A 23745-nucleotide genomic window follows, 5' to 3' on the forward strand; every position below is an offset into this window, starting at 1 on the left:
GGACGTGCCCGCCCGCTCGGTAAAGGCCGCACATAAAGATCGGGTCGTTGTCAGAGGTGGCCGGTAGGCTCGTAAGCACGATGACCGAGGACATGTCCCCTGCTGAGCGCTATGCCGCCGCCAAGCTCCGGGCGGCCGACCAGGCCACCGCACTTGCCGGTTTCCGGGAGCTGTACGACTTCGAGCTGGACCCGTTCCAGGTCGACGCCTGCCGGGCCCTGGAGGCCGGCCAGGGCGTGCTGGTCGCCGCCCCCACCGGATCCGGCAAGACGATCGTCGGCGAGTTCGCCGTCCACCTGGCCCTGGAGCAGGGCCGAAAATGCTTCTACACCACGCCGATCAAGGCACTGTCCAACCAGAAGTACCAGGACCTGGTCAAGCGGTACGGCGCGGCGAAGGTCGGCCTGCTGACCGGCGACAACAGCATCAACTCCGAGGCGCCGGTGATCGTGATGACCACCGAGGTCCTGCGGAACATGCTCTACGCCGGCTCCCAGTCGCTGATCGGCCTGGCGTACGTGGTCATGGACGAGGTGCACTACCTCTCCGACCGCTTCCGCGGCGCCGTCTGGGAAGAGGTGATCATCCACCTCCCCGAATCGGTGACGCTGGTCTCGCTGTCCGCGACGGTCTCCAACGCCGAGGAGTTCGGTGACTGGCTCGACACGGTGCGGGGCGACACCGCCGTGATCGTCTCCGAGCACCGTCCCGTCCCGCTGTGGCAGCACGTCCTCGCCGGCCGCCGGATATACGACCTCTTCGAGGAGCGGGACGGCGCCAAGGGCGGTCGCCGGGAGGTCAATCCCGACCTCGAACGACTCGCACGGATGGAGAACAGCCGGCCGACCTTCGGCCGGGACAAGCGCCGGGGCCGCACGATGCGGGAGGCGGACCGCGAGCGCGAGCGGCGGCAGCGGGCGCAGATCTGGACGCCGAGCCGGCCCGAGGTCATCGACCGCCTCGACAACGAGGGCCTGCTGCCCGCGATCACCTTCATCTTCAGCCGGGCCGGCTGCGAGGCCGCGGTCCAGCAGTGCCTGTATTCGGGGCTGCGCCTCAACGACGCGGAGGGCCGCGAACAGGTCCGCCGCACAGTGGAGGCCCGGACGGCCGGGATCCCGGACGACGACCTCCATGTGCTGGGCTATTACGAGTGGCTGGAGGGCCTGGAGCGGGGCATCGCGGCGCACCACGCCGGCATGCTGCCGACCTTCAAGGAGGTCGTCGAGGAACTCTTCGTCAAGGGCCTGGTGAAGGCCGTCTTCGCCACCGAGACCCTGGCGCTGGGCATCAACATGCCGGCGCGTTCAGTGGTGCTGGAAAAGCTCGTGAAGTGGAACGGCGAGCAGCACGCCGACATCACCCCCGGCGAATACACCCAGTTGACCGGCCGGGCCGGGCGCCGCGGCATCGACATCGAGGGCCATGCGGTGGTGCTGTGGCAGCGCGGGATGAATCCGGCCGCGCTGGCCGGGCTCGCCGGCACCCGGACGTACCCGCTGCGGTCGTCGTTCAAGCCGTCGTACAACATGGCGGTCAACCTCGTCTCGCAGTTCGGCCGGCACCGTTCGCGCGAGCTGCTGGAGATGTCGTTCGCCCAGTTCCAGGCCGACAAGTCGGTGGTCGGCATCTCCCGGCAGGTGCAGCGCAACGAGGAGGGCCTGGACGGCTACCGCGCCTCGATGACCTGCCACCTCGGCGACTTCGAGGAGTACTCCCGGCTGCGGCGGGAGTTGAAGGACCGTGAGACGGAGCTGGCCAAGCAGGGCGCCGCGCAGCGCCGGGTGGCGGCCGCGGCGGCCCTGGAGAAGCTGAAGCCGGGCGATGTGATCCATGTGCCGACCGGCAAGTACGCCGGCCTGGCGCTGGTCCTGGACCCCGGTATGCCGTCGGGCCGGACCAACGGCCACCGCGGGTTCGAGTCGCAGGACGGCCCGCGGCCGCTGGTGCTGACCGCCGAGCGGCAGGTCAAGCGGCTCGGCTCGATCGACTTCCCGGTGCCGGTGACGGCGCTGGACCGGATGCGGATCCCCAAGTCGTTCAACGCCCGCAGCCCGCAGTCCCGCCGCGATCTGGCGTCCGCGCTGCGCACGAAGGCCGGGCACATCGTGCCGTCGCGCCACCGCAAGCCCCGGTCGGAGGCGGTCGACGACCGCGAGATCTCCCGGCTGCGCACCGCGATCCGCGCACATCCCTGCCACGGCTGCGACGAGCGCGAGGACCACGCACGCTGGGCGGAGCGCTACCACCGCCTGCTGCGGGACACCCGCCAGCTGGAGCGCCGCATCGAGGGCCGGACGAACACCATCGCCCGCACCTTCGACCGGATCTGTGCGCTGCTGACCGAGCTGGGCTACCTCGAAGGCGACGAGGTCACCGACGAGGGCCGCCGGCTCGCCCGGCTCTACGGCGAGCTGGACCTGCTGGCCAGCGAGTGCCTGCGGGACGGTGTCTGGGAGGACCTCGGTCCGGCCGAACTCGCCGCCTGCGTCTCCGCGTTGGTGTACGAGGCCCGGCAGGCGGACGACGCGGTGGCCCCCAAGCTGCCGGCCGGCAAGGCGCGGGACGCGCTGGGCGAGATGGTCCGCATCTGGGGCCGGCTGGACGCCCTGGAGGAGGACCACCGGATCAATCAGGCGGAGGGCGTCGGCCAGCGCGAACCGGACCTCGGCTTCGCCTGGGCCGCCTATCGCTGGGCGGCCGGCTTCGGCCTGGACGAGGTGCTCCGCGAGGCGGAGATGCCGGCCGGCGACTTCGTCCGCTGGTGCAAGCAACTGGTCGACATCCTCGGCCAGATCGCGGCCGCCGCCCCGGCCGGCAGTTCGGTGGCGAAGAACGCCCGCCGGGCCATGGACGGTGTGCTGCGCGGCGTGGTCGCGTACTCCTCGGTGGGCTGACGGGCCGTAGAGCGCGACGGCGAACCGCACGGCGACGGCGCCGCGTTCCCCTCGGCGGGGGGTGCGGCGCCGTCGCCGTGGGCCGGTCCGGCGCGGTTACGACGCCTGCCGTGCGTCCGCCGCCGCCCGCTCGGCGTCGCGCTTGGCGACCTCCTCGCGCACGAGCGGGATGACGTACCGGCCGAAGTCGATGGCGTCGTCGAGCAGGTCGTAGCCGCGCGCGGAGAGGATGTCCACGCCCAGGTCGTAGTAGTCGAGCAGGGCCTGGGCGACGGTCTCCGGTGTGCCGACCAGGGCGGTGGAGTTCCCCGCGCCGCCGGTCTCCGCCGCGGTCGGCGTCCACAGTGCCCGGTCGTGCCGTTCGCCCTCGGCCGCCACCGCCAGCAGCCGCTGGGAGCCGGCGTTCTGCGGGTCGGTCAGCGGATGGCGGCGGCTGAGCGCACCGCCCGCCTTGCGCGCCCTGATCCGGTCCAGGGTGCGGTGCGCCTTCTCCCAGGCCAGTTCCTCCGTGGGCGCGATGATCGGCCGGAAGGCGACCTGGATCCGGGGGACGTCGCTGCGGCCGGCCGCCCGCGCCGCCGCCCGCACCGAGGCGATCTGCTCGGCGGTCTGCGCCAGCGGTTCGCCCCACAGGCAGTAGATGTCCGCCTCGGCACCGCCCGCCGCGTACGCCGCCGGCGACGAACCCCCGAACGACACCTGTGGATGCGGCTGTTGGAGGGGGAAGGTGTCGGAGACGAAGTCGTGGAAGCGGTAGTGGGCGCCCTCGTGGTCGAAGGGCTCGTGGGTGGTCCAGACCTTCTTGACGATGCGGATGTACTCCCGGGTGCGGTCGTAGCGCTCGTCCTTGGTCAGGGTGTCGCCCTCGCGCCGCTGCTCGTGGTCGTTGCCGCCGGTGATGAAGTGCACCGCGAGCCGGCCGTCGCTGATCCGGTCGAGCGTGGCGAAGGTCTTCGCGGCGAAGGTCGGGTACGAGACGTTGGGGCGGTGCGCCACCAGGATCTGCAGGGTGTCGGTACGGGCGGCGACGTAGGCGGCGGCCGGGGAGGGGTCGGGGGAGCCGGAGCCGTAGGCGAACAGCACCCGGTCCCAGCCGTACTGCTCATGGGCGCGGGCCAGCTTGAGGGTGTAGTCCTTGTCGAAGGACGCACCGGAGCGGGGGGTGACTTCGGAACCGTCGTGGGTTGCGGCAATGCCGAGGAACTCGACAGGCATGGGTAGGGCCTCGTCTTCTCGTAGGTCGGGCGCGCCGGGCGCCGGGAATCGCGGGGGAAGGTCCGCGCCACGGAGAAGTCAGCGGCAACAGGAGGCGGACCACACCCGACCGAAGTCGATGTGGTCACGGGTGACCAGCCGCGTGTGAGGACGCATGCGCTCAGTGGAACAGAAGATGCATGCACCGTCAACCAAATGCAGTGCGTGACACGGGCGTTGGGGGGCGCCTGCGGGGACGGTGTTCAGCTCGCCGGTCGGGCGAGGGGGCGGAGCCAGAGGTCCGGGAGGGCGGCGGTGCCGTGGACGGCGCCGGCGAGGGCGCCGGTGAGCCCCGGCACGGCCAGACCGCGCCGTGGCCTCGCCGCGCTCCCAGCCGCCGCCAGCGTGCGTCTCGCCGCGCCCGTCGTCTTCAGCCGTGCGGGGCGGGGGCCCGGCCCTCCGGCCCCCTTCCCTTCCGCCGCCGCGCCGTCGCCCGGATCGCAAGGAAGATCAGCACGCCGATCGGGGAGAGGAGGATGGTCAGGAGGAGCAGGGGGCCCACCAGGAGGGGGTGGAGGTGCAGGGTGCGGGCCTCGCGGTACATCCACTGGCCGAGGAACAGGTCCCAGGCGATCACCTGTGCCCAGATGGCGCCGGCCCCGCCGCCGAGGCGCAGCAGGTCCTGGAAGCCGGTCAGGTCGGGGTGGCTGACGGCCGCCCAGAGCTGCGGGAACACCGGGACGGCCAGGGCGAGGTAGACCGCCAGGACCGGGACCATGGGGAGTGGCGAGGCGGCGATGCGGTCGGTCCAGCGCCGGCCGGGGGCCAGGATCAGCAGCGCCCAGAAGGGCGCGGCGAGGACGAAGGCCAGGTCGAACAGGGCGCTGGAGGTCATGCGGGGGACTCCGTGGTGAGGGAGGGGACGGTGGTGGCGGAGGGGGCGGGGAGGTCGTGGGCCGGGGGCGCGGGGTGGCGGCGGAGGGCCGCGTACGTGGCGAGGCCGGTGGCTGCGGCGAGGGCGGCGAGCGCGCTCAGCGTGGCCGTGTCCGGGTGGATGAGGGCCTGGCCGCGCAGTGCCTGCCAGGTGACCAGGGCCAGCAGGCCGGTGAGGAAACCGGCGGCGACCAGCACCAGCCGCAGCCGCACCCGTGCGTCGCGCAGCCGGGCGAACCGTCCGGCCAGCGCCTCGATCCCGTAGAGGAACAGCGGCAGCGCCTGGAGGGCGTGCATGCCGACGAAGTGCGGGATGCGCAGATCGCCGCCGGTGGTGTTCCAGCCGGTCACCGGCATGGCCGGACCGCCGTCGGGGACGCCGACGCTGTGCGCGCCGACGGCGGTGCGCAGCCCGTCAGCCTGCTGCTCCGGTGTGGGCATCAGCATCAGCCCGCCGAGCAGCAGTCCGGCCAGCGCGATCAGCACGCCGAGGCGGATCGCCCAGGTGGTGGCCCGGTCGCCGAGCCGGGCCCGGAAGAGCAGGACCGCGATGACCAGGGTGGCGGTCCACAGGGCGACGATGGTGAGTCCCATGGCGACGAACAGGCCCTGGTCCAGCGGGGTTTCGATGTTGAAGTGGCTGCGCCGGCCGCGGAGGGCCTGGCCGGTGATGATGGCCATTTCGATCAGCCCGGACACCACGGCCACATGGGCCGCCCCCTCGCCCAGCCGGCCGGGCGAGGGGCGCCGGGAGAGCATCCAGGCCAGGGTCAGCCCGTAGGCGGCGAACGACACCGCGAACTTGAACGGCTTGAACCAGACCGGCGCCCCGAGCACGACGCGGTCGTCGACGATCAGCCCGGCCGCGGCGACGACCGCGAGCGCGGCCATCGCCCAGGAGAAGGCGAGCAGTGAACGGTATCTGGACATACGGGTCCCCCAGGAATGGCACAGATGGGTGCTGAGTGCGGCGGCTGCCAGAATGGATAGTGGTGCTCGCCGCTATCTGATAGCTGGACTATCTATGATGGGGGCGGCATTGGCAAGGCCGGGTGTGCGGGGGCCCGGGGACAGGGCGGCGGGGCGGGACCCCGGCGCGGGAAAGGGCGGCGGGTGCGGATGCGCATCGGGGAGCTGAGTCGGGCGAGCGGGGTCGCGGTGCCGACCATCAAGTACTACGTCCGCGAGGGGCTGCTGCCCGCGGGCCGGCTGACCAGCCCCAATCAGGCGCGTTACGACGAGGGTCACGTCCGGCGGCTGCGGTTGATCCGGGGGCTGATGGACGTCGGCGGGCTCTCCGTCGCGAAGGTGCGGGAGGTGCTGGCCGCCGTCGACTCACCCGAGGAGCCGGTGCACAAGGTCCTCGGAGCGGCGCAGGTGGCGATCGCCCCGCCGCAGGTCGCGGCGCCGGACGGCATGGAGGAGGCGCGGCGCGCGGTCGCCGGACTGATCCGCCGGCGGGGCTGGCGGGTCGCCCCGGAGAATCCGTCCGTCGAGGCGCTGGCGGCCGCACTGGCCACCCTCCAGGGCCTCGGGCACGGCGATTTCGGCGAGCTTCTCGACGACTATGCCGACGCCTGCGAGCGGGTGGCCGCCGCCGATCTGGCGTGGGTGGGCCGCAACGCGGAGGTCGACCGCCTGGTGGAGAGCGTGGTGGTGGGGACCGTGGTCGGGGACGCGGTCCTGAGTGCGATGCGCCGGCTGGCGCATGTGGACGCCTCGGCCCGCAGGTTCGAGGGCGGGGAGGCGGTCTGAGGGGTGGCCGGCGGGCCCGGGGGCGGAGGCGTCCGGTGGCGGACGTCCGGTTGCGGGCCCGCCGTTGGGGCGGGAGTGGTGACGGGCTGACGCGGGGTCAGGAAGCGGCCGCGGAGGTGGCTTCCTGCTCCGCCTCGACCTGCTGGTTCCAGTCGCGCTTGGCCGCCTGCCAGCCGTCCTCGTCGTGGCCGGTGCGCCAGTAGCCGGAGATGGACAGGTCCTCGCGCGGGACCTGGCGCTCGACGCGGAGCAGTCGGCGCAGCTCCTTCACGAAGCCCGCCTCGCCGTGCACGAACGCCTGGACCCGGCCGGCCGGGAACGTCAAGTCCCGTACGGCTTCGACCAGTTGGCGGCCGACCGGGGCGTCGCCGCGGTGGATCCAGGTGATCCGGGCACCGGCCGGAGCGGTCAGCTCCTGACGTTCCCCGGGCCCGGCGACCTCGATGAACGCATGCACCACGGCGCCCGCCGGAATCCGCGCCAGGGACGCCGCGATGGCCGGCAGGGCGCTCTCGTCGCCGGCCAGGAGGTGCCAGTCTGCGGCCGGGTCCGGGGCGTAGCCGCCGCCGGGCCCGAGCAGGAAGATCTCGTCGCCCGGCTCCGCGGCCGCCGCCCAGGGGCCGGCCAGGCCCTCGTCGCCGTGCACCACGAAGTCCACGGTCAGCTCGCGGCTCTCCGGGTCCCAGGCGCGGACGGTGTACGTACGGGTCCGGGGCCAGCGGTCGCGCGGGAACTCGGCGCGGATCTGTGCGATGTCGAAGGGCTCCGGGTAGTGCACGCCGGGGACCGGGAAGAGCAGCTTGACGTAGTGGTCGGAGTACTCGCCCGCGGCGAACTCCGCCAGTCCCTCGCCGTCGAACACCACCCGGACCATGTGGGGGGTGAGCCGCTCGGTGCGCCGCACCCGGGCGCGGTGCAGTGTGGGCTTCTTGCGGGACGGACGCTCCGTTGCGGCTGCAGCCACGGCAATCTCCCCTGCGCGGTGGTGGACGGCGGGCCCGGAGCAACCGGACCCGCCAAGGTTAGGTATACCTAACCTAACAGTAGTTCACCGGCTGAGGGTGACGAGCAGCCGGTGCAGGGCGCCGCCCAGGCCCCACTGCGCGGCCAGCGCCTCCAGGCGCTCGGGGTCGGCCGGCTCCGCCGGCAGCGCGAGGTCCGCGTCCGGGACGGGCACGTCGGTGGCCACCTTGATCACCTTCGGGGCGACCGCGACGTACGGGCGGGCCGCCAGCAGACGCGCGCGCTGCGCCGGGGTCACCTTCGAGGCGGGGTCCTCCGCGGCGGCCATGATCCCGGCGAGGTCGCCGTAGGTGGCCAGCAGCTTCGCCGCGGTCTTCTCGCCGATCCCCGGGACGCCGGGGAGACCGTCGCTGGGGTCGCCGCGCAGCAGTGCCAGATCGGCGTACCCCGGGCCGTCCACGCCGTACTTCTCGCGCAGCCACGCCTCGTCGGTGACCTGGAGGGTGCCGACGCCCTTGAGGGGGTACAGGACGCGGATGCCGCGCCGGTCGTCGACGAGCTGGTAGAGGTCCCGGTCGCCGGTGACGATGTCCACCGGGCCCGGCGCCCGCGTCGCGAGCGTGCCGATGATGTCGTCGGCCTCGTAACCGGCGGCGCCGATCCGGGCGATGCCGAGCGCGTCCAGCACCTCCTCGATGATCGGGACCTGCGGCGAGAGGGTGTCGGGGACCTGCTCCTCGTCGGGCTCGGGGGAGCCGGCCGGGGCCTCCTCGGCGACCCGGTGCGCCTTGTAGGAGGGGATCAGATCGACCCGCCACTGGGGACGCCAGTCGAAGTCCATGCAGGCGACCAGGTCGTCGGGGTGGTGGTCCTGGACGAGCCGGGCGATGAAGTCCAGCAGACCGCGCACCGCGTTCACCGGCGTACCGTCCGGGGCCCTGACCGATTCCGGTACCCCGAAATAGGCGCGGAAGTACAGCGAGGCGGTGTCGAGGAGCATCAGGCGTCGAGTCACACCCCGCATGATGCCGTATGCCCCAATCGTCGCCGCGATGTGATCTGGCACACCGATGTGTTTGCGCCGGATAAAGACGGGCAGACGCGCAGCCGGAGCGGACCCGGTGGAGATTCAACATTTCCACCGGTTGACAACGGGCGGACCCCGTCCCGCACCACGACCTGCCGGCGGGGGTGGCAGGTCGTTTCTCGTGCGACAAGAGAGGCATATGTGTCCAGGCTGCAAGCCGAGCACCTGTACAAGGTGTTCGGCAGACGACCCGAGGACGCGGTACGCAGACTCGAAGCCGGCGCGAGCCGGGACGAGTTGCGGGGCGAAGGCACCACCGCCGCCGTGATCGACGCGTCGATCGAGGTGGACGAGGGTCAGATCTTCGTCGTCATGGGTCTGTCCGGGTCCGGCAAGTCCACGCTGCTGCGCATGCTCAACGGCCTGCTGGAGCCGACCGCCGGAACCGTGCGGATCGACGGCCAGGACCTCACCTCCCTCAGCGACAAGGAACTGCGCGCGGTCCGCTCCCGGAAGATCTCCATGGTCTTCCAGCACTTCGCGCTCTTCCCGCACCGCAGCGTCCTGGAGAACGCCGCCTACGGGCTGGAGGTCCAGGGTGTGCCGCGCGCCGAGCGCGAGCGGCGGGCCACCGAGGCACTGGAACTCACCGGCCTGAAGGGCTGGGAGAAGTCCTGGCCCGACGAGCTGTCCGGCGGTATGCAGCAGCGGGTGGGCCTGGCCCGGGCGCTGGCCACCGACGCCGATCTGCTGCTGATGGACGAGTCGTTCAGCGCGCTGGACCCGCTGATCCGGCGCGACATGCAGGACCAGCTGCTGGAACTGCAGAAGACGCTCAAGAAGACCATCGTCTTCATCACCCACGACCTCAACGAGGCGATGCGCCTCGGCGACCGGATCGCGGTGATGCGGGACGGCCGGATCGTGCAGACCGGCAGCGCCGAGGACATCCTCGTGCGCCCCGCCAACGACTACGTCGCCTCCTTCATCCAGGACGTGGACCGCAGCCGGGTGCTGACCGCCGGCGCGGTCATGGCCGAGGTCGGCACGGTGCTCGGCGGCAGCACGCCGGAGGGCGGCACGCTCGGTACGGCCGCGGAGTTCCGTGCCGCGGCGCCGGCCACCGTGGACGTCGACACCCCGCTGGTGGAGCTGTTCACGCCGTGCTCGGCCAGCAGCGTGCCCGTCGCGGTGACCGACGCCACGGGCGCCGTGATCGGTGCCGTACCGGCCGAGCGGCTGCTCGCGGTGCTCGGCGAGCCCGCCGAACAGGGCGCGGACCAGGCGCCGGCGACGGCTCCCGGCGTCCCCGCCCAGCCCGCGGTGAAGACCCTCGCGAAGACGGCGAAGACGGACGTGGGTACGGCGAAGACCGCCGCGGAGACGGGCGAGGACGAACCCGGTGACGGCGACGCCGAGGGCAAGGTGATCGCCGGTGCCTAGGATCCCGATAGGCAGCTGGGCCAACGACGCCGTCAACTGGCTGCGCGACAACCTCGACTGGCTCTTCACCCTCATCACGAAGGTGCTGAACGGGCTCTACGACGCGATCCACACGGTCCTCGCCGGGCCCGAACCGCTGCTGCTGGCCGGCATCTTCGCGGTGCTCGCCTGGTGGCTGCGCGGACTGCCGGCCGCCGTGCTCACCTTCCTCGGGTTCGCCCTGATCGACTCGGTCGAACAGTGGGGCCCGACCGTCGAATCGCTCTCGCTGGTGCTGGTGGCCTGCCTGATCACCGTCGTGGTCGCGGTGCCGCTCGGCATCTGGGCGGCCCGCAGCCGGGTCGTCGGCGGAGCGCTGCGCCCGGTCCTGGACCTGATGCAGACCATGCCGGCGATGGTCTACCTGATCCCCGGCATCCTCTTCTTCGGCCTCGGTGTCGTCCCCGGCATCGTCGCCACCATCGTCTTCTCCATGCCGCCCGCGGTCCGCATGACGGAGCTGGGCATCCGGCAGGTCGACGAGGAACTGGTCGAGGCCGCCGAGGCGTTCGGCACCCATCCGCGACGCACCCTCTTCCGCGTCCAGCTGCCGCTCGCGCTGCCCACGATCATGGCCGGCATCAACCAGGTCATCATGCTGGCGCTGTCCATGGTCGTCATCGCCGGCATGGTCGGCGGCGGCGGTCTCGGCTCGTCCGTCTACAACGCGATCAGCTCGGTCAACGTGGCGCTGGGCGCCGAGGCCGGCCTCGCGGTGGTCATCCTCGCCATGTACCTGGACCGGATGACCGGCGCGCTCAACCAGCGGGTCTCCCCGCTCGGCCGGCGCGCGCTGGCCAAGGCGCAGGCGTCGCTGGGCGGCCTGAAGTTCCTGCAGTGGCGGCCCGCCACGTCCGTGGCCACGGTCGGCGTGGTCGTGCTCGCGCTGATCGCCGGCGGCATGGGCATGTTCGGCAAGAACGCCGGCCAGGGCGGCGGCAACGGCCGCCCGATCAGCCTCGGTTACGTCAACTGGGACGAGGGCAAGGCCACCACGTACCTCTGGAAGGAGATCCTGGAGGAGCGCGGCTACAAGCCCAAGGTCCAGGCCCTGGAGGCCGGTCCGCTGTTCGCCGGGCAGGCCCGCGGGGACATCGACGTGCAGACCAACGCCTGGCTGCCGACCACCCACGCCTCGTACTGGAAGAAGTACCGGCACCAGCTGGAGGACCTCGGCGCCTGGTACGACAAGACGTCGCTGGAGATCGCGGTGCCGTCGTACGTCAAGGGCGTCAAGACCCTGGATGACCTCAAGGGCAAGGCCGGCGAGTTCGGTGGCAAGATCACCGGCATCGAGCCCGGCGCCGGCGAGATGAAGATCCTCAAGGACAAGGTCCTCAAGGACTACGGCCTGAGCGGTACGTACAAGGTGCAGGAGTCCAGCACCGCGTCGATGCTCAGCGAGCTGGACCGCTCGGTCCACCGGAAGAAGCCGATCGCGGTCACGCTCTGGTCGCCGCACTGGGCGTACGACAAGTACCCGCTCACCAAGCTGAAGGACCCCAAGGGATCGTTCGGCTCGGGTGACAGCCTGCACCTGCTGGGCCGCAAGGGCTTCGCGAAGGACGAGCCCGAGGTCGCCAGGTGGATGAAGAACTTCCACCTGGACGAGAAGCAGCTCACCAGCCTGGAGAACGACGTCAAGAACGCCGGCGAGGGCCATGAGCAGGACGGCGTGCGCGCCTGGCTGAAGAAGAACCCGGGCCTGGTCGAGAAGTTCGCGCCGTCCGCCCACGCCACCTACGCCAAGGGCAAGGACGCGGGCAAGGCGCCCGACATCGGCTACCCGGCGTGGGACGAGGGCATCGCCACCACGTACCTCTGGAAGAACGTCCTGGAGAAGCGCGGCTACCGGCCGAACATCCGCAACCTCGACATCGGGCCGATGTGGACCGGCCTGTCCACCGGCCAGATCGACGTGGAGACGGACGGCTGGCTGCCGGTGGCGCAGAAGCAGTACTGGGACAAGTACCGACACGATCTCGTCGACGTCGGCGCCTGGTACGACAAGACGTCCCTGGAGATCGCCGTGCCGTCGTACGTCAAGGGCGTCAAGACGCTCGACGACCTGCGGACGCACAAGGACGAATTCAAGGGCAAGATCATCGGGATCGAGCCCGGCACGGGTGAGATGAAGCGGCTCAAGGACACCGTGGCCCCGGCCTACGGGCTCCAGGACTTCGACGTCACCTCGGCCGGCACCAGCGCCATGCTCGCCGAGCTGGACCGCGCCTACCACAAGCACGAGCCGATCGCGGTCGTGCTGTGGTCGCCGCACTGGGCGTACAGCAAGTACCACCTGACCAAGCTCGCCGACCCCAAGGGCACCTGGGGTGCCAACAACCAGATCAAGACGCTCGGCAACAAGAGCCTGGCGAAGAAATTCCCGGAGTTCTACGGCTGGCTGAAGAACTGGAAGATGAGCCCCGAGGAACTCGGCAGCCTGGAGAAGGACATCCAGGACGCCGGAAAGGGACATGAGAACAAGGGCGTCGAGAAGTGGATCGACGACCACCCGGGAGTGGTGGACAAGATGGCGCCGGTCAAGTAGGCGGGTCTTCTCCCAAGGCCGCAGCGGGCCCCGTTCCCCGGCAGTCGCCGGGCGGCGGGGCCCGCGACGTGTCCGGTTCACCTGACCGGCGGCGGATGCGCCGCGGACCCCGGTGCGGGATGGTTCGCTGGGCACGTGAACCCTGCGCACCTCGCCGCCGCCGCACTGATCGGCGCCGCCGGTCTGGGCATCGCCGCGCCGGCCGCCGCGGCCGAGGTCGACCCGGACCCGATGGTGGCCGGGCAGCGGGTGCGGATCAACGACGAGCAGGAGTGCGGCGCGGTGCACGGCGCCCGGGCCGCCTCGAAGCTGTTCGGGCCGGTGGCGCTGCGCCCGGGCGCGGACGGCCTGACCGGCCACGCCAGGGTCGCCGACGGCGCGGCCCCGGGCCGCTACCGGGTGATCATCGAGTGCACGCCGGGCGGCGAGCGCTTCACCGAGCTGGTGACCGTACGGGCCGGGCGGGTGGAGGGTCTGACGGCGACCCAGGCGGCGGGCGGGCTGGCCCTGCTGCTGCTCGCCGGGGGCGCGGCGTACCTGCTGCGGCGCAGTGTCCGCCGTTAGCCGGGGACGGCGGGGTGCGCTCCTTCGTCGGCCCGGCCCCTAGCCTGGGCCCATGACCCGTCGCGTGGTGTCCCTGGTGCCGTCCCTCACCGAAGCCGTGGCCGTCAGCGCGCCCGGGCTGCTGGTGGGGGGACCGACTGGTGCAGTCGTCCGGCGGACCTCGACGTGGTGCGGATCGGCGGCACCAAGAACCCCGACACCGCCCGGATCGCCGCGCTGGCGCCCGATCTGGTGCTCGCCAACGAGGAGGAGAACCGCCCGGCCGATCTGGCCGCCCTGCGCGCCGCCGGGCTGGACGTGCTGGTCACCGAGGTGCGGACGCTGGAGCAGGGGTTCCGGGAGCTGCACCGGGTGCTGGTCGCCGGCTGCCGGCTGGCCCGGTCCGGGTGGCTGGACGCCGCCGAGGCCGCCTGGCGCGACGCGGCCCGGCCGGCGGGGGAGCGGACCGCGGTGGTGCCCATCTGGCGGCGGCCGTGGAGGGTGCTGGGCCGGGACACCTTCGCCGGCGACCTGCTGGCCCGCCTCGGCGTACGCAACGTCTACGCCGGCCACCCGGACCGCTATCCGCGGATCGCCCTGGACGCGCTCAACGCCGCCGGCGCCGACCTCGTCGTGCTGCCCGACGAGCCCTACCGCTTCACCGCCGACGACGGGCCCGAGGCGTTCCCCGCCCTGCCCGCCGCGCTGGTCAGCGGGCGCGATCTGACCTGGTACGGCCCGTCGTTGGTGACCGCCCCGGCAGCCCTCGCCACGGCGCTGGCCGGGGCGGGCTGAGCCGTACGGCGGGGCCGGCTACCGGGCCGGCGGCACAGGCGTGAGCAGCCGGCCGTGGGCCAGGCCGCTCGCGGTGCGGGCGGCGGCCACCGCGACCGCGGCCACCAGGAGGGCGAACAGCGCCACGGCCAGCCAGGTGAAGGCGGTCAGCCCGGTGTGCCGGGCCAGGCCCGCCGCCCCGGTGACGCAGGTGCCGAGCGGGAAGGTGAAGCCCCACCAGGTCATCGCGAACGGCATGCCGTTGCGGACGGCGCGGACCACCAGCGCCGTCGCGAGCGCCAGCCACAGCAGGGCGAACCCCGTCACCGGGATCCCGTACAGGACCGCGAAGGCGCCCATCGCGTGGGCGGTCGGGGCGTCGACGACGCCCGGCGCCACGTCGGCCAGGTTTCCGGTCGCGGTGGTGGACTGGCCGAGCGGGCCGAGGACGAGGAACAGCGTGGGGGTGAGGGCGAGCGGCAGCGGCCCGTGGTGGATCAGCCGGGACACCACGAGGGGCAGCACCAGCAGCGTCGCCAGCAGCGACATCCCGAACAGCGCGTAGCAGCCCACCAGCATCGCCTGCCGCCACTGACCGGCCGGCAGATGGGGCAGCAGGCCCGGGCCGAGGGCCGCCGAGACCATCGGCGCCACCAGCGGCAGCAGCCAGACCGGGGTCGCACTGCCCGGCTCGATGCGGTGGCGGGTCACCATCAGGTACGGGATCGCGGCGGCCCCGACCACCCCCACGAGGGTGCCCAGGCTCCACAGCACGGCGTCGGCGGCGACCGCGGCCGGCCCGCCGATGACGTCCCGGCCCACCGTCAGCGTGCCGCCGCCCACCGCCAGCAGGGCCATCGACAGACACCCGTAGAACGGCGCCACGGCCGGGTCGAGGAGATGCCGGCGGGCCTGGTCGGTGTGGCGGAGCCAGTGGACGGTACGGGCGGCCAGCAGGGTGACCAGCAGCAGACCCGACAGCGCCCAGACGAGCTGGTAGGCGGTGCGCAGCCCCGGGGCGGCGAGCGGCAGGGCCGCGCCGGCGTTGGCGACGATCGCCGTGCCCATCACGGTGGCGTACCAGTTGGGGCCGAGGTGGCGGAGCGGGCGCGAGGGGCCGGCCGGGTCCGAGGGGCGGGGCGGAGCGGCGGGGCCTGAAGGTGCGTGCGCGAGGGTTGCCATGGAGGAAGCGTCGGTGGTCGCTGCCGCCGCCACCAGGGACGTCGTGTCTATGGGGGCATAAGCTGGGGTTATGAGCAGGGGACCGGGGGAGCGATGAGTGACGCGAACGCGGCCGGTGCCGGGGGTGGGGACGGGTCGGGTGAGGTCCCGGCCGTCCCGCTGGCACACCGGGTGCCGGATCTCGGCGCGCTGGAGCTGCTGCTCGCGGTCGCCCGGCTGGGGAGTCTGGGACGGGCCGCCCGGGCCTGCGGCATCAGCCAGCCCGCGGCCAGCAGCCGGATCCGGTCGATGGAGCGGCAGTTGGGCGTGGCGCTGGTCGAGCGGTCGCCGCGCGGCTCCCGGCTGACCGAGGCCGGGGTGCTGGTGACGGACTGGGCGCGCCGGATCGTCGAGGCGGCCGAGGCGTTCGACGCGGGGGCCCAGGCGCTGCGCGGCCGGCGCGACTCCCGGCTGCGGGTCGCGGCGAGCATGACGATCGCCGAGTACCTGCTGCCCGGCTGGCTGATCGCGCTGCGCGCCGAGCTGCCCGGCACCGCGGTGTCCCTGCTGACCGGCAACTCCAAGGTGGTGGCCGAACGGCTGCTGGCGGGCGAGGCGGACCTGGGGTTCGTCGAGGGGCTGGACGTCCCGGCCGGGCTGGACGGCGCGGTCATCGGGCACGACCGGCTGGTGGTCGTCGCCGCCCCGTCCCATCCGTGGGCCCGGCGGCGTACCGGACCGACCGCCGCCGAGCTGGCCGCGACCCCGCTGATCCTCCGGGAGCGCGGCTCGGGCACCCGCCAGGTGGTCGAGGCGGCGCTCGCCGGGCACGGCGGGCCGGCCGAGCCGCTGCTCGAACTCGCCTCGACCACCGCCCTGAAGGCCGCCGTGCTCAGCGGGGCCGCGCCGTCGGTGCTCAGCGAACTGGCGGTCGGCGAGGAACTCACCGCCCGCCGCCTGGTGGCGGTCCCGGTGCGCGACCTGCGGCTCGGCCGTGATCTGCGGGCGGTGTGGCCCACCGGACAGCGGCCGGCGGGCCCGGCCCGTCAGCTGCTGGGGCTGACCCGCGGCGCGTCCTGAGCCGGGCGGCGCCGGCCCGGCCCGGCCCCAGCGGGCGAACAGCGCGGACAGCACGACTGCTCCGGCGGGGTCACCCACCGCCGGCGCGCGCCGACTTCGGGCACCCGGGTCGTCCTGGTCGGGGTGGCGGACGACTTTCCGCATCGATAATCTGTGCGAACGCTTCATCGATCTTGAGGGGGACACATGAGGCTGAAGCTGACGGCTCCCGCCGTCATCGCCGTGGCCGCGCTCGGCACCGCACTGACCAGCGGGACCGCCATCGCCGCCACGCCCGGGAAGGCGCCCGCCGCCATGGCCACCGCCCGGACCGCGTGCGTCAACGCGCAGGCGCAGGAGAACGTGCGGATCCGCAAGGAGCGGAAGCTGAACAGCACCGCGGTGGGGCTCTTCACCAAGGGTGCGACCACCTGCATCACCGGCCGGGGCACGGGGCAGAGCTACCACCTCTGCGGCCGCTCGGGCAACGACTGGCTGAAGATCACGTTCCGGGGCAACACCGGCTGGATTCCCGGCGCTTGCGGGAGCCGGCGGGTCTGACCCGGCCGGTCACTCCCGGGGGGACGACCCGCGGGCCGCCGCCACCAGGGCGTCCATGACGCGCGTGTCGTCCCCCGCCTCCGGGTGCCACTGCACCGCCAGCGCGAAGCCCGGCCCGTCCGGCAGCTCCAGCGCCTCCACGGTGCCGTCCGCGGCGTGCGCCGAGACCAGCAGCCCGCTGCCGAGCCGGTCCACGGCCTGATGGTGGTAGGTCGGTACGGAGACCGGCTCGGGCAGCGCCCGGGCCAGCAGCGTCCCGGGGACCGGCGTGATCTCGTGCCGCTCGAAGACCCCGGGCGGCCCGGCGTGCCCGTCGAGGTGCTGTACGAGCGTGCCGCCCAGCGCCACGTTCAGCAGCTGCAGCCCGCGGCAGATCCCCAGCAGCGGCACCCCGGCCGCCAACGCGGCCTCGATCAGGGCGAGTTCCCAGGCGTCCCGGTCGAGCGAGGGCGGCCCGGTGCGCGGATCGGGCTCCGCGCCGTACCGCGCCGGCTGCACGTCCGCGCCACCGGCGATCACCAGCCCGTCCAGCCGGGCCACCGTCGAGGCCGCGGCCGCCGGATCGTCCGGCGGCAGCAGCGCGGCCAGCCCGCCCGAGCGCTGCACCAGCCGCGGGTACCCGGCGGGCACCAGCGCGGCCGGCAGCGTCCACACCCCCCAGCTGGCCTCCTGCTGGTAGGTGCTGATGCCGATGAGCGGCTGGGACACGGATCCTCCGACGGGGTGCTGGGGCGTCAACGGCCGGGCTTTTTCAGAATTCCAGTTCGTGCTCGATGGCGGCCAGCTCCTCCGCCGTGCCCTGGACCTTTGGGCCGGTGAACCACTTGCGGGCCGACACCAGCCACCAGGTGCCGGCGAAGCCGAGGACCAGGAGGACGGCGAGCGGGGTGTAGTTGAAGGTCTCCGCCGTGACCGGGCTGGTGGTCGGGAGCATGAAGAGGACGGAGATGACCAGCGTCCAGCCGACGGCGATGATGCCGACGGGCTTGCTCCAGCGGCCGAGGTGCCAGGGCCCGCGCTGGAAGCGGTCGCCCTGCAGCAGGCGGAGGATGACCGGCAGGACGTAGGCGATGTAGAGGCCGATCACGGCGATCGAGGTGACGGCCGCGTACGCCGTGGCGTTCCACAGGTACGGCAGCCCCAGCAGGAAGGCGCCGCCGGCGGCCAGCCACACCGCGTTGGTCGGGGTCTTGGTCCGCTTGTTGATGCGGTGCCAGAGCTGCGAGCCGGGCAGCGCGCCGTCCCGCGAGAAGGCGTAGATCATGCGCGAGTTGGCGGTGACCGACGACATGCCGCAGAAGAACTGGGCACCGATGGCGACCAGGAGCAGCAGCTTGCCGCCGGTGGCGCCCAGCGCGTCGATGAAGATCTGCGCCGGGGGCACACCGGTCTTGCTGGCCAGCGCGCCGTCGTAGTTCTGGATGGCGAAGGTGATGCCGACCAGCAGCACCCAGCCGGCGACCAGGGAGACCAGGATCGACATCACGATGCCGCGGGGGCCGGCCTTGGCCGCGTCGTGCGTCTCCTCGGTCATGTGCGCCGAGGCGTCGTAGCCGGTGAAGGTGTACTGCGCGAGCAGCAGCCCCAGCAGTCCGACGTAGAGGCTGGAGTGCCAGCCGGTGTTGTTGGTGAAGTGGGTGAAGACGAAGGAGGCGGACTGGTGCTTCGAGGGCACCACGACCAGGGCGCCCACGATCACCAGCACGCCGAGGATGTGCCACCACACGCTGACGTTGCTGAGGAAGGAGGCCAGCTTCACGCCGAAGGTGTTCAGCAGGCCGTGGACCAGCAGCACGACGCCGAACAGCATGATCGTGTGCGCCGGGGTGGCGGCGAAACCGAACTGCAGGTCCAGCAGCGCGTTCGAGAAGGACGCGGCGCCGAAGTCGACCCCCGCGGTCACCGCGACCTGGCCGAGGAAGTTGAACCAGCCGGTGAACCAGGACCACGCCGGGCCGTGCGAGGGCGCCAGCTTCGCCGCCCAGTAGTACAGGCCGCCCGCCGTCGGGTAGCTGGAACAGACCTCGGCCATCGCCAGGCCCACGAACAGCGTCATCAGGCCGACCAGCGGCCAGCCCCAGGTGATCAGGGCGGGCCCGCCGGTGTTCATGCCGAAGCCGTACAGCGTCAGACAGCCGGAGAGGACCGAGATGATCGTGAACGAGACGGCGAAGTTCGAGAACGCCGACATCGAGCGGGCCAGCTCCTGGGCGTAGCCGAGCTCGTGGAGGCGCTGTTCATCGCTGGACAGCTGAGGGGATTGTTGTTCCTGCTCTGGGTTCGTCGCGTGCTCGTTGATGGACACCACGCCTCCGAGGGCCTCGATGATCCGCGGCGGGTACGGCCGTACCGCTACCAGCCCCGCAATAAAGGTATGGGGCGATACCTTTGTCTTCGGGTCGGCTGAGCGCAAGACCCCGGCGGGAAAATCTTGTAACGGGCGGGTTTCCGGGCCTCACGAGTGGCGCAAGCGTCACGAAAGGAAGCCCCGGAGCAGCGCCGCGGTGCCGCAGCAGTGCTCCCGCATCACCTCGCGCGCGCCGTCCGCATCGCCCTCCAGTACGGCCTCCACCAGCGCCGCGTGCTGGGTCTGCGAATGCTCCAGGTTGCGGACCAGCAGCGGGATGCAGTCCAGCAGGTCGTTGACGTTCGCCCGGACGGCGGCGTACTGCGCGGCCAGCGACACCGATCCGGACAGCTCGGCGAGGGTGAGGTGGAACAGGGTGTCGCGCCGGCGGTAGTCCGCGAGCGGCGCGTCCTGCGTCGCGGCCAGCGCCTCGCGCAGCCGGCCGGCCTGCTCGTCGGTCAGCCCGTGCGCCGCGCACAGCCCGGCCGCGCCCACCTCCAGCACCTCCCGGAACCGCAGGGTGTCCTCGACGTCGATCTTCTCGATCCGGCGGCGCAGCTCGGCCTCGCCGTGGTTCTCGGCGCGCACCCGGACGAACGTGCCGCCGTACCGCCCGCGCCGGCTCTCCACCAGGCCCTCGTCCTGGAGCACCTTCAGCACCTCGCGCAGGGTGACCCGGCTGATCTGCAGCCGCTCGGCCAACTCCCGTTCCGCGGGCAGCCGTTCGCCCTGCTGGACCAGGCCGAGCCGGACGATCTGGAGTATCTGCTCCAGCGCCTCCTCGAAGCCGTTGCCCGCGCGCACCGGCCGCAGCACCGGCGCCAGCCGGTCGTCCGTCCCGTCCATCGACACCCCTTCCCAATCAATGGTTCGTGTGCCTACCTTATGACCTCCGGATGCAGTGACAGGAGGCATTACCGTGGCAGACCGCACGCCCCCACTCTCCGTCGAGGAGCTCAGAGCCCTCGTCGACGCCGGGGAGATCGACACTGTCGTCCTCGCCTTCACCGATATGCAAGGCAGGCTCCAGGGCAAGCGGTTCGCGGCCCGCTACTTCCTCGACACCGTCCTCGACCACGGCACGGAGGGCTGCAACTACCTCCTCGCCGTCGACGTCGACCTCAACACCGTCGACGGCTACGCGATGTCGTCCTGGGAACGCGGCTACGGCGACTTCGCCATGCACGGCGACCCCGGCACCCTGCGCCGCACCCCCTGGAACCCCGGCACCGCCCTGATCACCGCCGACCTCGCCTGGCACGACGGCTCCCCGGTCGCCGCCTCACCCCGGCAGATCCTGCGCCGCCAGCTGGACCGGCTCGCCGAGCGCGGCTGGCGCGCCTTCGCCGGGACCGAGCTGGAGTTCATGCTCTTCAAGGACTCCTACGAGGACGCCTGGTCACGCGGCTACCGCGACATGAACCCCGCCAACCAGTGGAACGGCGACTACTCCGTCCTCGGCACCGGCCGCGTCGAGCCCGTCCTGCGGCGCATCCGCAACGAGATGGGCGCCGCCGGGATGACCGTCGAGTCCGCCAAGGGCGAGTGCAACCTCGGCCAGCACGAGATCGTGTTCGTCTACGACGAGGCGCTCACCACCTGCGACCAGCACTCGATCTACAAGACCGGCGCCAAGGAGATCGCCGCCCAGGAGGGCATGGCACTCACCTTCATGGCCAAGTACGACGAGCGCGAGGGCAACTCCTGCCACATCCACCTCTCGCTCCAGGACGAAGCGGGCCACCCCGTACTCGCCGACGACAGCGGCCCGTACGGCATGTCGCAGACCATGCGGCACTTCCTCGCCGGCCAGCTCGCCGCGATGCGCGACTTCACGCTCTTCTACGCCCCCAACATCAACTCCTACAAGCGCTTCCGCCCCGGCTCCTTCGCGCCCACCGCCGTCGCCTGGGGCCCCGACAACCGCACCTGCGCCCTGCGTGTCGTCGGCCACGGCCGCGCCCACCGCCTGGAGAACCGCCTCCCCGGCGGCGACGTCAACCCCTACCTCGCGGTCGCCGGCATGGTCGCGGCCGGCCTGTACGGCATCGAGCACGAGCTGGAACTCCCCGACGCCACCACCGGCAACGCCTACGCGGGCGACGCCGCCCACGTCCCCACCACCCTGCGCGAGGCCGCCGACCTGTGGGAACGCAGCGCCATCGCCCGGGAGGCCTTCGGCGACGAGGTCGTCGACCACTACCGCCACATGGCCCGCGTCGAACAGGACGCCTACGACGCCGCCGTCACGGACTGGGAGCGCTTCCGCTCCTTCGAGCGCATGTAAGGAACCACGCTGTGTCCAATGGTCCGCACGAGTTGAAGATCCTCAACCCGGCCACCGAGGAAGTGGTGGCCACCGTCCCCACCACCTCTCCCGCAGAGGTCGACGCCGCGGTCCGCCGGGCCGCGGCCGCCCAGGAGGCCTGGGCCGCGGTGGCCCCCGGCGACCGCGCCCGCCTCCTGCGCCGCTTCGCCGACGTCGTCGACGCCCGCATCCCCGAGCTCGCCGAACTGGAACGGACCGAGGCCGGCCACCCCCTGGGCAACGCGCAGTGGGAGGCGGGCAACGTCCGCGATCTGCTGCACTACGCCGCCGGGGGAGTGGAGCGGCTGACCGGCACCCAGATCCCGGTCGCCGGCGGCCTCAACATCACCGTCCAGGAACCGCTCGGCGTGGTCGCCGTGATCGCCCCCTGGAACTTCCCGATGCCGATCGCCGCCTGGGGCACCGCCCCGGCCCTCGCGGCCGGCAACGCGGTCCTGCTGAAGCCCGCCGAGACCACCCCGCTCACCGCCCTCAAGCTCGCCGAACTCGCCCTGGAGGCAGGTCTCCCCCAGAACCTCTTCCAGGTCCTGCCCGGCGAGGGCCCGGTCACCGGCACCGCACTCGTCGACCACCCCGGCGTCGCCAAGGTCGTCTTCACCGGCTCCACCGCCACCGGCCGGCAGATCGCCGCCCGCTGCGCCGCGCAGACCAAGCGGCTCACCCTCGAACTCGGCGGCAAGAGCCCCAACATCATCTTCGCCGACGCCGACATCGAGGCCGCCGCGGCCGCCGCCCCCGGCTCCTTCCTCGACAACACCGGCCAGGACTGCTGCGCCCGCAGCCGCATCCTCGTCCAGCGGAGCGTCTACGACCGCTTCCTGGAACTCCTGGAACCCGCGGTCAAGGCGTTCACCGTCGGTGACCCGGCCGATCCCGCCACGCAGATGGGCCCGCTGATCTCCGCCGCCCAGCGCGAGCGCGTACGGTCCTACGTCCCCGAGGACGCCCCGGCCGCCATCCGCGGCGAGGCCCCCACGGGCAAGGGCTTCTGGTACCCCGCCACCGTCCTGGAGGGCCGACCCGAGGACCGTACGGCCGTCGACGAGATCTTCGGCCCGGTCGCGGTCGCCATCCCCTTCGAGGACGAGGCCGACGCGGTCCGGATCGCCAACGCCACCGACTACGGCCTCTCCGGCTCCCTCTGGACCCGCGACGTGGGCCGCGCGCTGCGCGTCTCGCGGGCCGTCGCGGCCGGCAACCTCTCCGTCAACTCCCACAGCAGCGTGCGCTATTGGACCCCCTTCGGCGGGTTCAAGCAGTCCGGCCTCGGGCGCGAGCTCGGCCCGGACGCGCTGGCCGCCTTCACCGAGACCAAGAACATCTTCATCAGCACCGAGCCCAGCGAGGAGTCCCCGTGACCGACCAGACCGCAGTGTGCCGCCGCCTCGTCGGCCGTACCGCCGTGATCACCGGAGCCGGCAGCGGCATCGGCCTGGCCACCGCCCGCCGACTGGCCTCCGAAGGCGCCCACGTCGTCTGCGCCGACATCGACGAGGCGGCCGGCAAGGCCGCTGCCGAAGAGGTCGGCGGCCTCTTCGTCCAGGTCGACGTGACCGACTCCGAGCAGGTCGAGGCGCTCTACAAGGCCGCCTTCGACACCTACGGCTCGGTCGACATCACCTTCAACAACGCCGGCATCTCGCCGCCCGACGACGACTCCATCCTCACCACCGGCCTGGACGCCTGGAAGCGCGTCCAGGAGGTCAACCTCACCTCGGTCTACCTCTGCTGCAAGCACGCCCTGCCCTACATGCAGCGGCAGTTCGCCGAGACCGGTCGCGGCGGCTCCATCATCAACACCGCCTCCTTCGTGGCCGTCATGGGCGCGGCCACCTCCCAGATCAGCTACACCGCCTCCAAGGGCGGCGTGCTCGCGATGTCCCGCGAACTGGGCGTGCAGTTCGCCCGGGAGGGCATCCGGGTCAACGCCCTGTGCCCCGGGCCGGTCAACACCCCGCTGCTCAAGGAGCTGTTCGCCAAGGACCCCGAGCGCGCCGCGCGCCGCCTGGTGCACGTCCCGGTCGGCCGGTTCGCCGAGCCCGAGGAGATCGCCTCCGCGGTCGCCTTCCTCGCCAGTGACGACTCGTCATTCGTCAACGCCGCCGAATTCCTGGTCGACGGAGGCATCGCGGGAGCGTACGTCACACCGGTGTGAGCGCGCGTTGTTCA

General features: G+C 72.3%; 19 protein-coding genes and 1 pseudogene. 11 read left to right on the forward strand and 9 right to left on the reverse strand.

Going from position 1 to position 23745, the window contains the following annotated elements; genetic code table 11:
* Positions 1–80 precede the first annotated feature (80 nt).
* Positions 81–2897, forward strand: coding sequence for a DEAD/DEAH box helicase (locus ACZ7MX_RS09125; protein WP_472130799.1), 2817 nt, complete (start codon positions 81–83; stop codon positions 2895–2897).
* 96 nt (positions 2898–2993) lie between these two features.
* Here the strand turns inward: ACZ7MX_RS09125 and ACZ7MX_RS09130 are convergent, their stop codons facing one another.
* From ACZ7MX_RS09130 to ACZ7MX_RS09140, 3 genes are all read right to left on the reverse strand, one after another.
* Positions 2994–4112 carry an LLM class flavin-dependent oxidoreductase gene (locus ACZ7MX_RS09130; RefSeq protein WP_472130801.1) on the reverse strand — a complete coding sequence of 373 codons (1119 nt, stop codon included), beginning with the start codon at positions 4110–4112 and terminating at the stop codon, positions 2994–2996.
* Positions 4113–4521: 409 nt separating this feature from the next.
* Complete coding sequence (locus ACZ7MX_RS09135) at positions 4522–4986, reverse strand: ABA4-like family protein (RefSeq protein WP_472130803.1); 465 nt, start codon at positions 4984–4986, stop codon at positions 4522–4524.
* Positions 4983–5915, reverse strand: coding sequence for a hypothetical protein (locus tag ACZ7MX_RS09140; protein ID WP_472131358.1), 933 nt, complete (start codon positions 5913–5915; stop codon positions 4983–4985). The genes ACZ7MX_RS09135 and ACZ7MX_RS09140 overlap by 4 nt, the downstream gene beginning before the upstream one ends.
* A 228-nt stretch (positions 5916–6143) precedes the next feature.
* On the opposite strand from ACZ7MX_RS09140, the gene ACZ7MX_RS09145 reads away from it, so the two are divergent.
* Complete coding sequence (locus ACZ7MX_RS09145; protein ID WP_472131359.1) at positions 6144–6779, forward strand: MerR family transcriptional regulator; 636 nt, start codon at positions 6144–6146, stop codon at positions 6777–6779.
* A gap of 97 nt (positions 6780–6876) precedes the next feature.
* Here the strand turns inward: ACZ7MX_RS09145 and ACZ7MX_RS09150 are convergent, their stop codons facing one another.
* Both ACZ7MX_RS09150 and ACZ7MX_RS09155 read right to left on the reverse strand, forming a co-directional pair.
* Complete coding sequence (locus ACZ7MX_RS09150) at positions 6877–7743, reverse strand: siderophore-interacting protein (protein ID WP_472130805.1); 867 nt, start codon at positions 7741–7743, stop codon at positions 6877–6879.
* A gap of 84 nt (positions 7744–7827) precedes the next feature.
* The gene (locus ACZ7MX_RS09155; protein WP_472131360.1) at positions 7828–8742 is read right to left on the reverse strand and encodes a 5'-3' exonuclease; all 915 of its coding nucleotides are present in this window, start codon (positions 8740–8742) and stop codon (positions 7828–7830) included.
* Positions 8743–8970: 228 nt separating this feature from the next.
* Between ACZ7MX_RS09155 and ACZ7MX_RS09160 the strand changes: the two genes are divergently transcribed.
* The 4 genes and pseudogenes from ACZ7MX_RS09160 to ACZ7MX_RS09175 all read left to right on the forward strand — a co-directional run bounded on the left by ACZ7MX_RS09160 (position 8971) and on the right by ACZ7MX_RS09175 (position 14140).
* Complete coding sequence (locus ACZ7MX_RS09160; RefSeq protein WP_472130807.1) at positions 8971–10212, forward strand: quaternary amine ABC transporter ATP-binding protein; 1242 nt, start codon at positions 8971–8973, stop codon at positions 10210–10212.
* A complete protein-coding gene (locus ACZ7MX_RS09165) occupies positions 10205–12802 on the forward strand; it encodes an ABC transporter permease/substrate binding protein (protein WP_472130808.1) in 2598 nt (865 codons plus the stop codon). Before ACZ7MX_RS09160 ends, ACZ7MX_RS09165 begins: the two co-directional genes overlap by 8 nt.
* Positions 12803–12937: 135 nt before the next feature.
* Complete coding sequence (locus tag ACZ7MX_RS09170) at positions 12938–13366, forward strand: hypothetical protein (RefSeq protein ID WP_472130810.1); 429 nt, start codon at positions 12938–12940, stop codon at positions 13364–13366.
* 52 nt (positions 13367–13418) lie between these two features.
* Positions 13419–14140, forward strand: a pseudogene (locus ACZ7MX_RS09175) (helical backbone metal receptor).
* A gap of 18 nt (positions 14141–14158) precedes the next feature.
* Here the strand turns inward: ACZ7MX_RS09175 and ACZ7MX_RS09180 are convergent.
* On the reverse strand, positions 14159–15301 hold the full coding sequence (locus ACZ7MX_RS09180) for a TDT family transporter (protein ID WP_472130811.1): 1143 nt from the start codon (positions 15299–15301) through the stop codon (positions 14159–14161).
* Positions 15302–15394: 93 nt separating this feature from the next.
* Between ACZ7MX_RS09180 and ACZ7MX_RS09185 the strand changes: the two genes are divergently transcribed.
* Positions 15395–16360 carry a LysR family transcriptional regulator gene (locus tag ACZ7MX_RS09185; RefSeq protein ID WP_472130813.1) on the forward strand — a complete coding sequence of 322 codons (966 nt, stop codon included), beginning with the start codon at positions 15395–15397 and terminating at the stop codon, positions 16358–16360.
* Positions 16361–16546: 186 nt separating this feature from the next.
* Complete coding sequence (locus ACZ7MX_RS09190; RefSeq protein ID WP_472130815.1) at positions 16547–16900, forward strand: SH3 domain-containing protein; 354 nt, start codon at positions 16547–16549, stop codon at positions 16898–16900.
* 9 nt (positions 16901–16909) lie between these two features.
* Here the strand turns inward: ACZ7MX_RS09190 and ACZ7MX_RS09195 are convergent, their stop codons facing one another.
* From ACZ7MX_RS09195 to ACZ7MX_RS09205, 3 genes are all read right to left on the reverse strand, one after another.
* The gene (locus ACZ7MX_RS09195) at positions 16910–17608 is read right to left on the reverse strand and encodes a gamma-glutamyl-gamma-aminobutyrate hydrolase family protein (RefSeq protein ID WP_472130817.1); all 699 of its coding nucleotides are present in this window, start codon (positions 17606–17608) and stop codon (positions 16910–16912) included.
* Positions 17609–17651: 43 nt separating this feature from the next.
* Complete coding sequence (locus ACZ7MX_RS09200) at positions 17652–19205, reverse strand: amino acid permease (RefSeq protein ID WP_472130819.1); 1554 nt, start codon at positions 19203–19205, stop codon at positions 17652–17654.
* A gap of 168 nt (positions 19206–19373) precedes the next feature.
* Positions 19374–20093, reverse strand: a complete 720-nt coding sequence (locus ACZ7MX_RS09205; RefSeq protein ID WP_030414275.1) for a FadR/GntR family transcriptional regulator — start codon at positions 20091–20093, stop codon at positions 19374–19376.
* A gap of 73 nt (positions 20094–20166) precedes the next feature.
* Here ACZ7MX_RS09205 and ACZ7MX_RS09210 point away from each other — a divergent pair, with 73 nt between their 5' ends.
* From ACZ7MX_RS09210 to ACZ7MX_RS09220, 3 genes are read left to right on the forward strand one after another with little or no spacing between them, the layout of a single operon-like run.
* Complete coding sequence (locus tag ACZ7MX_RS09210) at positions 20167–21534, forward strand: glutamine synthetase family protein (protein ID WP_472130821.1); 1368 nt, start codon at positions 20167–20169, stop codon at positions 21532–21534.
* Between the two features lie 11 nt (positions 21535–21545).
* Positions 21546–22934, forward strand: coding sequence for an aldehyde dehydrogenase family protein (locus ACZ7MX_RS09215; RefSeq protein ID WP_472130823.1), 1389 nt, complete (start codon positions 21546–21548; stop codon positions 22932–22934).
* Positions 22931–23731 (forward strand): 3-oxoacyl-ACP reductase, encoded by an 801-nt coding sequence (locus ACZ7MX_RS09220; RefSeq protein ID WP_472130825.1) that lies wholly within the window; start codon positions 22931–22933, stop codon positions 23729–23731. The genes ACZ7MX_RS09215 and ACZ7MX_RS09220 overlap by 4 nt, the downstream gene beginning before the upstream one ends.
* Positions 23732–23745 lie beyond the last annotated feature (14 nt).

Source organism: Streptomyces sp. NPDC107765, from assembly GCF_055657085.1.

Bases quoted from the DNA above. Each gene is read 5' to 3' on its own strand.
- ACZ7MX_RS09205 (WP_030414275.1), bottom strand. From the start codon at position 20,093: ATGGACGGGACGGACGACCGGCTGGCGCCGGTGCTGCGGCCGGTGCGC.
- ACZ7MX_RS09155 (WP_472131360.1), bottom strand. From the start codon at position 8,742: ATGCTCCTCGACACCGCCTCGCTGTACTTCCGCGCCTATTTCGGGGTA.
- ACZ7MX_RS09185 (WP_472130813.1), top strand. From the start codon at position 15,395: ATGAGTGACGCGAACGCGGCCGGTGCCGGGGGTGGGGACGGGTCGGGT.
- ACZ7MX_RS09180 (WP_472130811.1), bottom strand. From the start codon at position 15,301: ATGGCAACCCTCGCGCACGCACCTTCAGGCCCCGCCGCTCCGCCCCGC.
- ACZ7MX_RS09140 (WP_472131358.1), bottom strand. From the start codon at position 5,915: ATGGCCGCGCTCGCGGTCGTCGCCGCGGCCGGGCTGATCGTCGACGAC.
- ACZ7MX_RS09130 (WP_472130801.1), bottom strand. From the start codon at position 4,112: ATGCCTGTCGAGTTCCTCGGCATTGCCGCAACCCACGACGGTTCCGAA.
- ACZ7MX_RS09135 (WP_472130803.1), bottom strand. From the start codon at position 4,986: ATGACCTCCAGCGCCCTGTTCGACCTGGCCTTCGTCCTCGCCGCGCCC.
- ACZ7MX_RS09125 (WP_472130799.1), top strand. From the start codon at position 81: ATGACCGAGGACATGTCCCCTGCTGAGCGCTATGCCGCCGCCAAGCTC.
- ACZ7MX_RS09190 (WP_472130815.1), top strand. From the start codon at position 16,547: ATGAGGCTGAAGCTGACGGCTCCCGCCGTCATCGCCGTGGCCGCGCTC.
- ACZ7MX_RS09145 (WP_472131359.1), top strand. From the start codon at position 6,144: ATGCGCATCGGGGAGCTGAGTCGGGCGAGCGGGGTCGCGGTGCCGACC.